The following is a 14,999-nucleotide window of genomic DNA, read 5'->3' on the forward strand; positions in this document are numbered from 1 at the left end:
TGATGGCTACGAAGAAAATTCCGACAAAAGCAAAGAAAACTGCCGCGCCCAAAGTCGTTGTGGGAAGTCTGCGCAGTGCTGCGGTAGAGCGCAATACCACCGAGACGCAGATCGCGCTCAAGCTCACCCTTGAAGGTGGAGGCCGCTATAACGTCTCCACCGGCATTCGCTTTTTTGATCACATGCTGGAGCTGTTCACGCGACACGGCGCATTCGATCTTGATTTGAAGTGCACCGGCGACCTTGACGTGGATCAGCACCACACCGTCGAAGATGTGGGCATTGTGCTTGGTGAGGCTTTCGATCAAGCGCTCGGTGACAAACGCGGCATTCTGCGCGCCGGTTACTTTTTGATGACGATGGATGAGACGCTGGCGATTGCCGCTGTTGACCTGAGCGGGCGTGCTGCTTATGTGGTCGATACCAAGGTGCGTACGCGCCTGGTAGGCGATCTGCAGACAGAGCTTGTGACGGACTTCTTCGAAGCGTTTTCTCGCGGCGCACGCGCCAACGTGCATGTGAAGACGATGTATGGCCGATCCAATCATCACAAGATTGAAGCCATCTTCAAGGCATTTGCGCGCGCCATGCGCACGGCCTGCTCACGCGACAAGCAATTAGGAGAAATGCTGCCCTCAACAAAGGGTCTGCTCTAATATTACGGAGACTTCATGCGTGTTACGGTGATTGATTACAAAGCAGGCAATCTGACCAGCGTCTTGAAGACCCTGCACCACTTGGGCGCAGAGACGATTGTCACGGACGGCGATCTTTCTCTGGTTGAAAGCGCAGAGAAGATTATTCTTCCCGGCGTGGGCCACTTTGCAGCGACTGCGCGGCTCGATAATACCGAATTGACGGGCGCGATTCGCGCGTCGATTGCCAAGGGGATTCCATTCCTTGGCATCTGCGTGGGGATGCAGTGGCTCTTTGCCGGGTCAAGTGAAGCGTCCGAGCAGCCCGGTCTTGGCTACTTCGCAGAGCGCGTGGAGCACTTCACGGAGGGCACGGAAAAGATCCCGCATGTGGGGTGGAATTCGCTGGAAACGCGGCCGGATTCAAAGCTGCTTGCTGGAGTTGAACCGGGCGAGTTTGTCTACTTTACTCACTCTTTCCGTGCGCCACTCACAGCGGATACGGCGGCAAAGACTTTTTATATTGAACCTTTCAGTGCTGCGGTTGAGCGTGGCAATGTGATGGGCACGCAGTTTCATCCGGAAAAATCAGGAGCCACGGGATTGAAGATTCTTTCGAACTTCCTGAAGTGGACGCCGAAGGAGGCTGCATGATTACCAAGCGCATTATTGCCTGTCTGGACGTGCGCGATGGCCGCGTGGTCAAGGGCGTGCAGTTCGTTGACATTGTGGATGCGGGAGACCCGGCTACGCAGGCCGCGCGTCATGCCCGCGAGGGTGCGGATGAGATTGTGCTGCTCGACATTACGGCTACGCATGAAGGCCGCTCCACGCTGCTCGACACAGTGCGCCGTACGGCTGCGGAACTCTTTGTGCCTTTCTGTGTAGGCGGCGGCATTCGCTCAGCGCAGGATGCGGAACAGGTCTTCAATGCGGGAGCCGACAAGGTGAGTGTGAATTCTGCCGCGCTCAAAAATCCATTGCTCATCGACGACATTGGCCGCAGCTTTGGTGCGCAGGCAGTGGTTGTAGCCATTGATGCAAGACGCAACCCGCAGGCGGCCGATCCAGTGCGCGATGCGGAAGTTTTCGTGCAGGGCGGCCGCAAGCCCGCGGGGCGTCGCGTTGTGGAGTGGGCGCGAGAGGCCGAGCAGCGTGGTGCGGGCGAGATTCTGCTCACATCGATGGACTCCGACGGCACGCGCGCTGGATTTGATTGCGAGTTGACTGCAGCGGTGAGCGAGGCCGTGAGCATTCCCGTGATTGCTTCTGGTGGTGCTGGAACGGTCGATCATTTTGTAGATGTATTTGGCCGGGGCAAGGCCGATGCGGCGCTGGCTGCGAGCATCTTTCACTTTGGTATTTCGAGCGCGCGTTCGCTCAAAGAAGAGCTGGCCCGGGCCGGCGTTTCCGTGAGGTTGCCATGCTGATTCCTTCGATTGATTTGCTGGGTGGACGCATCGTCCAACTGGTGCGCGGTGAAAAACTCAAGCTCGCCTTCGACGACTTTGACTTCTGGATCGAAAAGTTTTCGCGCTACCCGATGGTGCAGTTGATTGATCTGGATGCGGCCATGCGTCAGGGCGACAACTCTGCGCTTGTGGAGCAGATTGCCAAGCGTTTGCCGGTGCAGGCAGGTGGCGGAATTCACACCGTTGAACGTGCGCAGAAGGTGCTGGCGGCAGGTGCCAAGCGCGTGATTATTGGCTCAAAACTTTTCACTGCGGATGGCAAGGTGGACGTTGCTTTTGCCTCTGAACTTGCAGTAGCCGTGGGCGCGGACAAGATTGTTGCCGGCATTGACACCAAGAACGGACGCATTGCCGTGAAGGGATGGAAGGAGCAGGTGGAGCTGACGCCAGACGCAGCGATTCCTGCGCTCGACCCTTATGTTTCTTCGTTTCTCTACACGCATGTAGATGGCGAGGGTATGCTGCAGGGCTTTCCGTTGGATGTGGCCGAGCGCCTGCGCAAGCTTACTGCCAAGCAATTGATTGTGGCCGGAGGGATTCGCAGCCAGCAGGAGATTGATGCGCTGGCTGCGTTGAACGTGGATGCCGTGGCCGGCATGGCCGTCTATACCAATCTACTCGCAGTTTGAAGTGTTTTGATCGATCTCGGAAGCTGTTTGTTCGCTTGCGGGAGTCGGATGAGATTCGTGCGGCACATGGTTGCCGATTGCGCGCCACGTTTCTACACGCGAGGCGCGCAGTTGGCGGGCAATCTGCTTCAAATGCAACTGTACGGCATAGGCGCGCAGAATCTCGGCCTGCGAAAAGCCAATGCCCTTGTGGCGCACGCTGTCCATGCGTGCTTCCAGGTCAGCGATGTCCTTTTCGAGGTTCATGCCTTGGGGCGAAATATCAAAGCGCCACTTATGAATGCAGCGCGCTACGTGATGAAATCCGGAGCGGATATCGAGTGCCAGATGGCCAAGTTCAGGCTCGAGTTGCTGCGCGTAATCGTCGCTGTGGCTGTCCTGCACTGCGAAATCCAGGGCGCGCAAGGCCTCAAAAAGTCCCAGGCCGAACTGCAGGATCATCCCCAGGCCTTCTCTCCATCCGGGGCCGCCGGAAGGCTCATTGCGTGTGGCCTGAAGCAACTGATTGTTGTCGCGCAGCAGTGCAGAGACTTCGTTACGCAAAGTGGACAGATCTTTGCGGGGTGTGCCGCCAAAACCTTCCAGAATGGCCTCAAAATAGGAGCCGAGCACAAGATATTCCTGCGCCAGTCCATCGCGTAAATGGAGCCGTGCGCGATCAGGAAGAATCACGGTGCTGATCACAAGCGCGGTGGCAATGCCCAGCATTACCTCGGAAACGCGGAAGCAGGCAAGCTGCCAGCGAGGTCCAGATGCATGCACCAGCATGACAACGCAGATGGTGACGCCCGCCAGTCGCATACTGCCGCGAAATCCGATCAGGCCGCAGAAGGTGATGGCGATCAGCAGGGCCAGCATGAAGTTCCACGGTGTAGTGAGGAACAAAGAGCAGGAGAAGCCAACAATCGCACCGATGATGGTTCCCAGAAAACGATCGCGGCTGGCCGTGACCGTAGCTCCAAAGTTAGACTGCAGAACGATGACCGAACTGATCGATCCCCAATAGCCATCAGGGAGCCCGATGCACGTGGCAATCCACCAGCTGATCGAGGCCGCCAGGGCTATCTTGGCAGCGTGAATCATGAGGCGCACATGTTCGGGTGAAATAAATCCGGCGATCTTACTTTTTTTTAGTCGCAGTTTTACGGCAAGTTCATGCTGCGAATAGGTCTTACTACTTCTCAGGCGCATGCGGTATCCTGGTGCAATATTGTCTCATAAAATAGGATGCCGCATGTCGGCATCCCCGCGCTGTGATCCCGCTCATGCTCTTCAGCGCACTTGTCGTTGCTCCGTTCTGGCACTGTGCTGCGATAGCATGAAGGCAAGGAGCGGAGAGATCACCTATGTTGCGTGTTGGTTACCCTGCTGTGATTCCCGTCGAAATGCTCGGCGTATTTCCTGAAGATGTTGAATTGATTGCGTTGCCCGATGGACTGGACCACACTGTAGAACTCGATGTGTGGATTCCTGACCCTTACGCGAATAAAGCTGTGAAGATCTGGCCGCAGCTGCGCGGGGTGAAACTCGTGCTCAGTCTGATGGCGGGCACGGAGTGGATTCCGGGAACCTGTGGCCCTGACGTGATCATCTGCAGCGGCCGCGGTGCGCACTCCACCAGCACGGCGGAGTGGACGTTGACCGCGATTCTGGCCATGCTCAAGCACCTGCCGTTTTATGACGAAGTACGGCGCCAGGGCGCATGGAAGCGGCGCTTCGAATCGCCCGCGCAGTATGCTGTGATGACCGGCGATCAGCGTCCGCTTTATCCTCCTGTGATGCTGGAGGAACTGACTGGCAAGCGCGTGTTGCTGGTGGGCCATGGCTCAATCGGCAAGGAGATCGAACGGTTGCTTGAACCTTTTCATGTAGAGTTGACGCGGGTAGCCCGCAGTCCACGCAAAGATCCTGCCGTGCATGCGGTCAGCGAACTCGACAGTCTTTTGCCCAAGGCAGAGGTTGTCATTCTGATTCTTCCGCTTACCGCTGAAAGCCGTCATCTGATCAGCACGCGCCAGCTAGAGTTGCTGCCACAGGGAGCGCTGGTGGTGAATGCAGCGCGTGGTCCCGTGGTGGATACGGATGCGCTGGTGGCCGCGTTGCAGGCTGGTAAAGTCCGCGCCGCGCTCGACGTGACCGACCCTGAGCCGTTGCCCGAAGGCCATCCGCTGTGGTCCTGCCCGAATCTGTTGATTACGCCGCATGTGGCTGGTTCCACGCCGCAATTTGCGCCGCGTTCGCTGCAGGTTGCCGCGGAGGAACTCGCACGCTATCGCAAGGGCGAGGAGCTTTTGAATTAGGTGCCGAACCCGGGACGTTGATCTTCACTTCTGCAAAAAATCCCCGTTTGGCTGCGTGAAAATACGCGACGAACGGGGATTTTTGCGCGATCTTTTTGAACGTCAATTTTCTGAATGGATGCTGAAACTTAGTCGGCAGCCTGTGCGGTATGCATGTTCAGTGGAGCTCGGCTCCAGTCGCGCAGGCCAAGCACGGCCAGCAAAACCAGCAAGGCGTAGAGCAGGGAAGTTAGATAGAGTCCTTTGTAAATGTATTCGCCGATGTAGATGAGATCGACAGCAATCCAGAGAATCCAGTTGGCCAGATGTTTGCGCGCCTGCCACCAGCTTGCCACCAGACTGTAGGCCGTCAGTGCCGCATCCAGATGGGGCAGCGCCGCGCCCACTCGCACCATCAGCCAGCCGAGCAGCACCGCGCCCATCGCACCCGCGACAAGGCCTTTGATCCAGCCGTGCATGCTGAGTTGTTCCACGCACACTGTGCCGTCTTCCTGCACGCCGCGCGCCCAGTGCCACCATCCGTAGAGCGTGAATGCAACAAAGAAAATCTGCAGCAGCGCATCGGAATAGAGCTGGGCGCGGAAGAAGATCAGCAGATAGAGCAGGTCGGCGGCCAGCACGATGGGCCAGCAGAGCATCAGCCGTCGTGTGGTTAGCCAGATTCCGGCCAGCGTAAAGAGCATGCCTGCGGTTTCCAGCGCATTGGCGGCCAGATAGTGCACGCAGGTAAAAAACAGAGAGGTCATTGCATAGCCTCCGCAAAGGTGCGTTTGGCCGCCCACGTACGAAGGTCTTCAATCAGCCTTGAACCTGCGCCACGGAACCACTGTGCGTGGCCGACAAGATAGGCGTCGTAGGCGGAGGGCGCGCGTTCTTCATTGTGCAGGGGGCCGAGGAAGTAATCGGCTTCGGTGAGTGCGAACTCTGCATGGCAGAGCGCCAGCATAGGCGCAAGCGCGGCAGCTTCTTCGCGGCGGAGTGGCCGCACCGATTCATAGCCTGTGAGCAAGGCTTCAAGGTGGTCGAAATGAATCGCTACCGCTTCGGGATGCACGGGATCGTTCACCAGCGTGAGCCATTCCACGATGTTGCGCTCGATGGCATGGGCCAGGTCGTGCACGGCATTGGTGCGGTCGGCCAAGCCAAAGTCGATGGCGGCCACAGCCTGAGCATCGAATGCGGCGCTGGACCAGAGCATGTTCGAAGCGTGCAGGTCGTTGTGCGTCCACAGGGGCCGAAGCGCAGGCAGCAGCGGCTGTAGTTCCGCAGCAAAAGGCGCGAGCAGGTCGAGCGCTTCGAGCGCGCAGCGGCGCGCATTGGCGTGGCGCGTAAGCGCGGGCCGTGCGGCCAGGTAGTGCTCCAGAGCATGCGCGGGATCTTCTGACGCAAAGATGGAAAAGCTGGCCACTAGCGGCTGCATGGAGCGTGCTGGTGCGGAATAGCCCTCGGCGGCAAGGTGCAGGCGGGCTAGCATGAAACCGGCAGAGTGGGCATGCGCGGCGGTGTGAAAGGGCGTCCAGGAAATCGCCTGTTGGTAGGCGTCCACACCCTGAGGAACCTCGTGTACTTCGCAGGTCCACTCGCCTTGCGCGTGCGCGGTGTGGCCCTCTTCACTGCTGTAGACGTGGGGGACAGGCGCTCCATGGGCCCGCAGATGGGCCATGAAGCGATGCTCCTGCTCCAGGCCATCGACCGAGCGCACCGAGCGCGGATGGCGCTTGACGAAGATGTGGCTCGCGTTGGTTTCTACCACGCAGGCCGCGGAAAAGGGGCGTGGGCTCACGGAAAGGATGCGCCGGGGCTGGCCGCAGCCAGGCAGACGTGCAAAGAGCGTGGTCAGCTCGTCGAGCGTGATCGGCGGCCAGTCGCATGCAACCAGCGAGCCATCCATTCCGTGAACCTGTGCAGCAGTGCTCATCTAGAAAGTGTAGTGCGCCGAAAGGCGAACTGTCGTGGGGGCCCCCAGATGGACAAAGGTGTCGCCGTAGCTTGAGCCAGTGTCCTTCCAGTAGCGTTTATCGGTAATGTTGTCGGCGTAGATGCGGTAGGTGATGTGCCCCTGATCGCCGCCGGGTGTGTAGCGCGCGCCCAGATTGAAGATGTTGTAGCCGGGTGCGCTTATGCTGTCGTCATTGGCGGCTTCCTTGCGGCCGGTGTAGCTCCAGCCGGGCAGCAGATGCAGACCCCTTGCGTGCGGCAGCAGCACATCGGCAAAAACGGTTGTGCGCAGATGCGGCTGATTGGTTACCTGCTTGCTATTGTCGGTGGGCGTGGATGTATCGACCGATTCTGCATTCATGGCCGTGGCCGAGCCCGTCAAGCGCAGCCAGCGCGTGGCCTTGCCTTCCATGTTCAGCTCGATGCCTTCGTGGTGCTCATGGCCATCGGCTTCAAAGCAGAAGTCGCCTGCCGCGCCCGTGGGGCAGTAGCTGTCGGCTACAGTAAGCACACGCGGATAAAAGAAGGGTGCATGCATGCGGAAGAGTGCCACAGTGGCCAGTAGACGCTGGTTGAAGCCGTACTTGGCGCCCACTTCCGTTTGCCGGGTGAAGAAGGGAGCAAGATACTGGTTGGCATTGTCGACCCACCATGCAGCCTCGGGCCCCAGTGAGAGCAGCACACCATAGTTGGAATAGAAAGTCAGATTTTCAGTCGGGTTATAGGTGGCGGCAAACTGCGGAAGCCAGATGTTTTTGTCGGTGAAGACAGGCGAATTCGTCGGGTGCGTAGCCCAGTTCGAATAGTTGTGATCGTGCAGCGCATCGTAGCGGCCGGCAGCGATCAGTTGAATATGGCCGGGCAGGCGCAGGCGATCCTGCAGAAGCAGCGCGGCCTGATGATTGTCTTCGTACAAACGGCGCGGGCCGGCCTGCTGGTGGGGATTCTCGACCACGCTCAAGTCGAGCGGTGTGACGGGTTGATAGATGTTGTCGGAGCCGATGTAGGCGTCTACCCCGCCATCCTGAATAACGCCATCGGTTGAGGATGGATTGCCGTAGGTATAGAAGCCAGGCATGCGCACGTTGCGCAGAAAGAGTTCGCCGCCGGCGCTGATCTCATGCGTGAGAGTGCCGGTGTGCAGTTGCCCGCTCACCACTGCTTGTGCCACGGCGTCGATGCGTAACTCGCCGGGATTGCGGTAGTCGTAAATATCGTAACCGCCATCGGGAGCAAAGGTGTTACCGGCGGTGCCAGCGCAGGCAGCCTCGTAGCTGCAGCCGTAGGCGTAGATCACGTTATCGTCGATGAGCGAGTGGCTGTAGCTTCCGGCCGCCTGGGCGCGCCAGCCGTGGGTCAGATCGCGGCTATAGCGGGCCGAGGCGTTGTAGGTGTCAAAGGTGTTGGGCTTGGCCCAGCTCTGGAAGCCGAGCATCGTCGAGGGATAAATCTGCGTAATGTCGGGCAGTGCGGTTCCGTTCAGTAGTTCATAGCCGCTGACCGAGCGTTCGTTCTTGTGCTGGTACTCAAAGTCGGCGGTCAGTGTGGAGTGGGAGTCAATCTTCCAGTCCGCCGCGCCCGTGCCCACAGCGCGCCAGCCGTCGGCACCATTGACGTAGCTCTGGATGCGTTCTCCGGCCAGATTGAGCCGTGCGCCCACTTGCTTGCGCGCGCCAAAGAGGTGGCCAAGATCGGCGGCGCCGTAGCTGGAACCGCGCTGATCGGTGGCTAGATCCACGGCTTCAATGGTTGTGGGGCGTTTGGTGACGTAGTTGATCAGTCCACCGGCCGAGGCCACGCCGCTCTCCACGCCAGCTAGTCCCTTCAGGAATTCGACGCTCTGCTTGTTTTCGAGCGGAACGTCCTGCTCACCGGCGATGGTCAGACCGTTGATTTGCAGCCCGGTGGCCAGGTCGAGAGGAAAGCCACGCATCTGGAAGTTGCCGTAGTAGCCCACCGGGGCGTAGTCTTCGCCCACCGAAGCATCGTTTTTGATGACGTCGCTGAGCACGCGTGCGCCCTGGTCGGTGAGCAGTTCGCGGGTGACGGCCGTGACCGATAGCGGAGCGTTCTTCATCTCCATGCCGTCGAGTGTGCCCACGGTGAGCGTCTCCGGCAGGTAATCGTCCTTGCTTTCGCCATGCACGACGACGGTGGTGGTTACGCCGGGCAGTTTGGTTTGCGTGGCACCGGGTGCATTTTGCGGCGGGGCTGCCGTCTGCGCGCCTGCGGAAAAGAGCGCAAGCTGCAATGTGGTGGCAAGAACCGCGGACAAACGCAGGGTATGAGTTCTGGAAGACATGGGGACCCCCTTCGACAAAAACGGATCGAAGCAGGGGAACACGGAAAGGAGGAAGAAGAGGAGGCCAAGCGGCATATAGAGCCACAAAGCCCTGAAAGCTTCCCACGCCGGCATTATCCGGATCGGGTTCTAGGGTGTTTTCTCAGCCCCACCACAGTGGAGCACCCCTGTTTCAATAAGCTCATTGAAACACTTCCCGAAAGTGGATGCAAACGGGTGGAAAATAACTGCACCAAATATGTTGCATTTCGTCTCTTGTGAAAACCGGGGAATCGCCGCTTGGGGCGCGGGTTTGGTTGTGTTTTTTCGCATGGCCGTTTTTTTTTAAAAAAGCCGTCCCGTTCAGGCAAAGGAACGATAAAGTATTGAATGAACCCCCGATTAAAAAATTGTAAAAAACGGGTCGATTCTTCATTCCCTTCTGAAAGGCCATCTATTGATGCATTTGCTGTCCCTCCCTGTCCGTTGTTGTCGCACGTGTGTGCTTTTTCTGTTGTTGTTGCTGATTTTTGCGGGCTGCATGGCGCAGGCGCAATCCACCTTTGGCACGATTCAGGGTACGGTGCGCGACACCACGGGAGCGCTTGTTCCCGGAGCTTTGGTGACACTGACGGACGTGGGCACTACCGTTCAGCGCCACATGACCACCGATGCCGCGGGTAACTACTCTTTCAAGAACATGGAAGTGGGCCAGTACGCGCTGCTCATTTCCGAGCAGGGCTTTGAGAGCGTTACGCTGCCGACCTTTGCGCTGAATGCCCGTGAAAGCCGCCGCGCCGATGTGGCGTTGAAGCCGGGCGCTGAGACGCAGACGGTGATTGTGGCTGATGAGGCCATTCCGGTGATCAACACTGACGTCTCGAATCTGGCCGAGACCAAGGTGGGCGAAGAGCTGGTGAGCCTGCCCATCGCCATTTACTCGCGTTCTGCCGGATCCACCAGCCCAATTTCCACGCTGACCACCGAGGCCGGTGTGCAGACTGACGACAGCGGCGAACTGGCCGTGATGGGCACTACTGCCGCACTGCTCAGTGTGACCATCGACGGCATCTCCAGCGTGGGCGTGGAGTTTTCCGGTCCGGTCAACGAAATGTTTCCGAGCTTCAATTCGATTGAAGAGATCCGCGTCTCGGAATCGAACAACAACGCAGAATTCAGCGGCGTGGCCGACATCACCACCGTCAGCAAGGCAGGCACCAACGGCCTGCATGGTGGGGTCTTTGAGAATCACGAAAATACCGTGCTGAACGCCAATGATCCCTTCGCGCTTTCGAAGCCGAAGGTCATCATGAACGACTTTGGCGGCACGTTGGGTGGACCGTTGCATGTTCCCGGTTTCTGGCAGAACGATCGGCCGTCGTTCTTCTTTGTCAGCTTTGAAGGCCTGCGCCTGCCGCGTGAAACGCCGCTGCTGTTGAGCGTTCCTTCGAACGAGATGCGGACGGGCAACCTAACCAACTACCTTGCCGGGCAGGGCGTAAGCAACATCTACCAGCCCGATGGCGTGACGGCGCTCAATCCGGGTAGCGTGCCGGTCAGCACGGTTTCGGCCAAGCTGCTGAACCTGCTGGTGCCCACGCCCAACTACGGCGCGGACGGCTCTTACTCGAACAACTATCAGAACAACTTCCGTGCGCCGATCTCGGCTAATCAGGGCGACGTGCGCATCGACAAGACGCTCAGCAGCCGCCAGAGCGTCTTTGCGCGCTTCAGCTACAAGAATCGTCAGGTGATTACCGCACCGTCGGAAGGCTGTGTTGTGACTTACTGTGCCGAGGCTGGTAGCCCGTTGCTGGGCGGCTTCAATACGCCGGAGATCGACGAAGGCCTGACCTTTGCGCATAACTTCGTCATCACGCCGCAGTTGCTGAATGAGTTCCGTGGCGGCTTCAACGCGCAGCACACCAGCGAGACGCAGACCTTTTCGACGGCCAACATCCTGCAACAGACCGGCATGCCTGCATTGCAGGTGGATCAGACTTACTCGGAAGCCCCGGAGATTCAGATCACGGGTTTCATGTCGACCGGCGCGGGCAATCCCGGCACGCAGCGTGGGCAGGTCGTCGAGCTGCTCGACAATCTGTCGTGGACGCACCATAATCACTCGTTCAAATTCGGCATGGACTTCAAGCGCATTACCGATCATGACGACAACGTCTTCGGTAATTACCGTTCGGGCTGGTATGTCTTCGATGGTTCTTCCACAGTGGGCGAAAACATCGGCGATCCCTACACGGCTTTCCTGCTGGGCTATCCCGATCACGATGAGGTTAGTTCTACCAACAATCCATTGATGAATGGCCGTGGCTACTCCTATGCGTGGTTTGCGCAGGACGACTGGAAGGTTACACATAACTTGACGCTGAATCTGGGCCTGCGTTATGAACTGCATCCGCCTATTCACGAGACCAGCGGAAACACGGCCACTTTTGTTCCGGACTGGACCGGCAAGGGAACCGATGGTTCCACGGTGACCGGTGCGGTGGTGGTGCCGAACGCTGCGGCGCTGGCTGATACGTCCACGCAGTTTGCCAGCTCGATTGCGCCTACGCCGGTGATTACCGCAGCGCAGGCGGGCATTCCTTCGGCCTTGCGTTCCACCAACTACAGCGACATTGCTCCGCGCATTGGTTTTGCCTGGAGGCCGTTTGCCACCGACAAGACGGTAGTGCGCGGCGGTTGGGGACGCTTCATTGAAACGCCACTTGGCTTTTCTCTCTACACTGGATGGGCTGTTCACTCCAGCTTTTTGCCCACGTACGTGAACAGCTTGGATGCGAACAACAATCCGCTGCTCTCGTTCCCAAATACGACGGGCGAAACGCCCTTCAACGCATCGACTGCGGCCACGGCCAATTTTGATTACGCCTATCCGGTGCACTACAAGGAACCCACGGTGCAGCAGTGGAACCTGACCGTGGAGCAGGACCTTGGAAAGCAGATTGGCGTGCGCGCCAGCTATACCGGTAGCAAGGGGTGCGATCTGGATGCCATGGTGGATCTGAACCAAGTGCATGCCAATACGCTCGGCTACAGCGCGGTAAGCAGCACGCGGCCCTTCTCTGACTTTGCCGTGATTCAGAGCGTGCAGAACGCTTCGTTCAGTAACTACAACAGTGGTACGTTGGAGCTTTCGCGCCACGGCGGCAAGGCTCTGACCTTCGATGCCAGCTATACCTTCACCCGCGACCTGTCGAATGCCGGCGGTGCTACGCCGAATGCCTTCGCGATTGCCGGTGGCAGCTTTCTGACCGACCGTTTTCATCCCGGTCTGGATTACGGCAACGTGGTCTATGATCGCCGTCATCGCTTTCTGGCCACCTATCTGTACGATCTGCCTTTCGGTGCCAAGCAGCGCTGGCTGAATACCGGCGGACTGACGAATGCAGTGCTGGGCGGCTGGCAGTGGGGAGGCGTGATCGTGTTGCAGAGCGGCCCGTTCATGACGCCGTACGAAACCACGGTTGATCCGGCCAACACCAACATCCTGACCACCGTGGGCCAGACACGCACTGACCAGGACCGCAGTGTTTCGCCCTACGCCGCGCATCGCACTACCGCGCAGTGGCTCAATCCGGCGGCCTTTCCGTATGCGAATCTGCAGACCACCGACTTGAATGGCGACACCATCGGCATTGGTCGCTTCGGCAATGCTCCGGTGGGTGGCGTGGTGGGCCCGGGCAGCCAGATCAGCAGCTTCTCGCTCTCCAAAACCGTTCCGCTGACGGCTCGCAGCAGCTTTCAATTGAGCGTGGAGGCGGCCAACGCCCTGAACCATCGCAACTATGAACCGCCCAACATGCAGGCGGACGCGGCGGGTTTTGGCACCATTACGGCGCTGCAGCAGGCCGAGGGCGCAGGCCCCCGCAGTTTGGAGTTGGCGGGAAGAATCACTTTTTAGGCTCTTGCTGTTCCGATACGTCGTATTCCATGTGGCCTTGTCTTTCCCGGGTTTGTATTTTTGACCTGGAAGAGACGGGGCCATATTTTTTCAAGAATTCTATTTCGCATTCATACAAAACGGGATTACAGTTGAGGCACAAAAATTGGAGTCCTGAGGGGGTCTATGCCTCTGTATCCCGCAGTTGATCCTATTCCCTTGCCCGCACCGGTATGGCTGCTCAAAGCTCTGCACATCGTAACTTTGGCGCTGCACTTTGTGGCCGTGGAGATGCTTCTTGGCGGTCTTCTTCTGGCCATTTTGCTCAGCCTCTTCCGGAACAATCCGGCGGCGCTGGTGGCGGCCAGGGCTCTTGCCCGTCGGCTCACCGTGGTCATGACCTATGTGATCAATCTGGGCGTGCCTCCGCTCCTGTTTGCACAGGTGCTCTACGGTCGCGCTCTCTACACGTCGAGCGTTCTGATCGGCGTCTACTGGATTGCCGTGGTCTTTCTGCTCATGGCTGTCTACTGGCATCTGTACCGCTTCAGCGCCAAGCTGGAAGCGGGCCAGAGCGCCTGGGTGACGGGTTCCGTGGCTTGGTTGCTGGCCGGTTGCGTGGCCAAAATTCTCACCACCAACATGACCCTGATGCTGCGGCCCGAAGCCTGGAAGCAGATGTATGAAGCCTCGGCGCTGGGGGCGCTTCTGCCCCATGGCGATCCGACGGCCGAGCCGCGTTTTCTGCTGATGCTGGCGGGCGGTTTGTTCGTGGGTGGTCTGTGGCTGGTCTATCTGGCGGCGCGTTCCACCTTTACGGCTGAGGAGCAGAAGTTTCTGGCCGGACTGGGCGGCAAGGTGGCGGCGCTGTTCGGCGTCGTCTATCTGATCGCCGGTCTGTGGGCGAACGCGGTGCAGCCGGGAACCGTGAAAGCCGCTCTGGCCGCTCCTTCGGCGGGCTACGAGTTCTATCGCTTCTATGCGCTCACCGGTTATGGATGGCTGGCGCTGGTGGTGGTTGCCGTGTTGCTGGGCGCACTAGCAGGCTTTGGCAAAATTGCCTCCAATCTGCTGGCCTGGAGCGGAGCTGTTCTGGTATTGCTGATCGAGCTTACGCTGGTCATCTACCGCGATGCAGTGCGCGACCTGACCCTGCTCGGCAAGGGCTACAACGTGTGGGACCGTGTAGTGGTTACCAACTGGAGCGTTGTCGGGCTCTTCCTGTTGCTGTTTGTGGCTGGTCTGGGTGTGGTGGGCTGGCTGATTTCAGTGGTTGCGCGCGCGCAGAAAACCATGGAGGGGGCGGCCTAGACCATGAGCGAACTGGAAAATTCCTCAAATCTTGTGGAAGAGCGCGGCGAGCAGAATACCCGCCGGGCATTTCTGGCTGTGGCTACCGTGGCTGGTGTTGGCTATGCGGCAGCCTTGGCCTATCCCATCTATCGCTATCTGGCCTCGCCGGTGGAGCAGGCGGCCAGCATGGCAGCCGTCACCGAGGTGACGCTGAAGGATGCGCAGAAGCTGCCCAAGGGCAGTGTGCTGATGTTCAAATTCGGCAGCCGTCCGGCCATGCTGATTCACCATGCGGATGATCGCTGGATTGCGCTGACAGCCGTCTGCACGCATCTGGGCTGCACGGTGCAGTACGAACCCGACCAGGATCGCATTCATTGTGCCTGTCACGGAGGGGTCTATAACCCCTACACCGGCGCCAATGTCAGCGGACCTCCGCCCAAGCCGCTCACCCTCTACAAAGTAGCAGTCAGCGACGCCGGGGTTCAGGTTTCGCGCACCTAGCAGGGTCCTTGCAAAAGTTTCTGCGGGGACGCACTCACGGAAAATG

At 58.9% G+C, this 14,999-nt stretch carries 12 protein-coding genes and 1 riboswitch; of the genes, 8 read left to right on the forward strand and 4 right to left on the reverse strand.

All coding sequences use genetic code 11. The features are described from left to right. Window positions 1-2 precede the first annotated feature (2 nt). From hisB to ACOBR2_RS02440, 4 genes are read left to right on the forward strand one after another with little or no spacing between them, the layout of a single operon-like run. Window positions 3-656 (forward strand): imidazoleglycerol-phosphate dehydratase HisB, encoded by a 654-nt coding sequence (hisB, locus tag ACOBR2_RS02425; RefSeq protein WP_420238478.1) that lies wholly within the window; start codon window positions 3-5, stop codon window positions 654-656. A gap of 15 nt (window positions 657-671) precedes the next feature. Beyond that, window positions 672-1,289 carry an imidazole glycerol phosphate synthase subunit HisH gene (gene hisH / locus ACOBR2_RS02430; protein WP_420238479.1) on the forward strand — a complete coding sequence of 206 codons (618 nt, stop codon included), beginning with the start codon at window positions 672-674 and terminating at the stop codon, window positions 1,287-1,289. Then, a complete protein-coding gene (gene hisF / locus ACOBR2_RS02435; RefSeq protein ID WP_420238480.1) occupies window positions 1,286-2,065 on the forward strand; it encodes an imidazole glycerol phosphate synthase subunit HisF in 780 nt (259 codons plus the stop codon). Before hisH ends, hisF begins: the two co-directional genes overlap by 4 nt. Beyond that, entirely contained in the window at window positions 2,059-2,736 is a 678-nt protein-coding gene (locus ACOBR2_RS02440) for a HisA/HisF-related TIM barrel protein (protein ID WP_420238481.1), read from the forward strand. Before hisF ends, ACOBR2_RS02440 begins: the two co-directional genes overlap by 7 nt. On the opposite strand, the gene ACOBR2_RS02445 is transcribed toward ACOBR2_RS02440, so the two are convergent. Further along, window positions 2,722-3,819, reverse strand: coding sequence for an FUSC family protein (locus ACOBR2_RS02445; RefSeq protein ID WP_420238482.1), 1,098 nt, complete (start codon window positions 3,817-3,819; stop codon window positions 2,722-2,724). The two genes, ACOBR2_RS02440 and ACOBR2_RS02445, sit on opposite strands and share 15 nt — an antisense overlap. A 263-nt stretch (window positions 3,820-4,082) precedes the next feature. Between ACOBR2_RS02445 and ACOBR2_RS02450 the strand changes: the two genes are divergently transcribed. After that, window positions 4,083-5,036 (forward strand): NAD(P)-dependent oxidoreductase, encoded by a 954-nt coding sequence (locus tag ACOBR2_RS02450; protein ID WP_420238483.1) that lies wholly within the window; start codon window positions 4,083-4,085, stop codon window positions 5,034-5,036. A gap of 128 nt (window positions 5,037-5,164) precedes the next feature. Here ACOBR2_RS02450 and pnuC read toward each other — a convergent pair whose 3' ends face one another. From pnuC to ACOBR2_RS02465, 3 genes are read right to left on the reverse strand one after another with little or no spacing between them, the layout of a single operon-like run. After that, window positions 5,165-5,782, reverse strand: a complete 618-nt coding sequence (gene pnuC, locus ACOBR2_RS02455) for a nicotinamide riboside transporter PnuC (protein WP_420238484.1) — start codon at window positions 5,780-5,782, stop codon at window positions 5,165-5,167. Then, window positions 5,779-6,954: a phosphotransferase enzyme family protein gene (locus ACOBR2_RS02460; protein WP_420238485.1), complete on the reverse strand. Its 1,176-nt coding sequence runs from the start codon at window positions 6,952-6,954 to the stop codon at window positions 5,779-5,781. The genes pnuC and ACOBR2_RS02460 overlap by 4 nt, the downstream gene beginning before the upstream one ends. Continuing rightward, on the reverse strand, window positions 6,955-9,276 hold the full coding sequence (locus ACOBR2_RS02465; RefSeq protein WP_420238486.1) for a TonB-dependent siderophore receptor: 2,322 nt from the start codon (window positions 9,274-9,276) through the stop codon (window positions 6,955-6,957). Between the two features lie 81 nt (window positions 9,277-9,357). After that, a riboswitch (TPP riboswitch) is annotated at window positions 9,358-9,455 on the reverse strand. A gap of 320 nt (window positions 9,456-9,775) precedes the next feature. Here ACOBR2_RS02465 and ACOBR2_RS02470 point away from each other — a divergent pair. The 3 genes from ACOBR2_RS02470 to ACOBR2_RS02480 all read left to right on the forward strand — a co-directional run bounded on the left by ACOBR2_RS02470 (window position 9,776) and on the right by ACOBR2_RS02480 (window position 14,953). Continuing rightward, window positions 9,776-13,177, forward strand: a complete 3,402-nt coding sequence (locus tag ACOBR2_RS02470; protein WP_420238487.1) for a TonB-dependent receptor domain-containing protein — start codon at window positions 9,776-9,778, stop codon at window positions 13,175-13,177. Between the two features lie 165 nt (window positions 13,178-13,342). Next, window positions 13,343-14,467, forward strand: a complete 1,125-nt coding sequence (locus ACOBR2_RS02475; protein ID WP_420238488.1) for a hypothetical protein — start codon at window positions 13,343-13,345, stop codon at window positions 14,465-14,467. A 3-nt stretch (window positions 14,468-14,470) separates the two neighbouring features. Continuing rightward, window positions 14,471-14,953: a ubiquinol-cytochrome c reductase iron-sulfur subunit gene (locus ACOBR2_RS02480; RefSeq protein ID WP_420238489.1), complete on the forward strand. Its 483-nt coding sequence runs from the start codon at window positions 14,471-14,473 to the stop codon at window positions 14,951-14,953. The last annotated feature ends 46 nt before the right edge of the window (window positions 14,954-14,999 follow it).

The organism is Telmatobacter bradus (assembly GCF_048629425.1).
GTDB classification, from domain to species: domain Bacteria; phylum Acidobacteriota; class Terriglobia; order Terriglobales; family Acidobacteriaceae; genus Telmatobacter; species Telmatobacter bradus.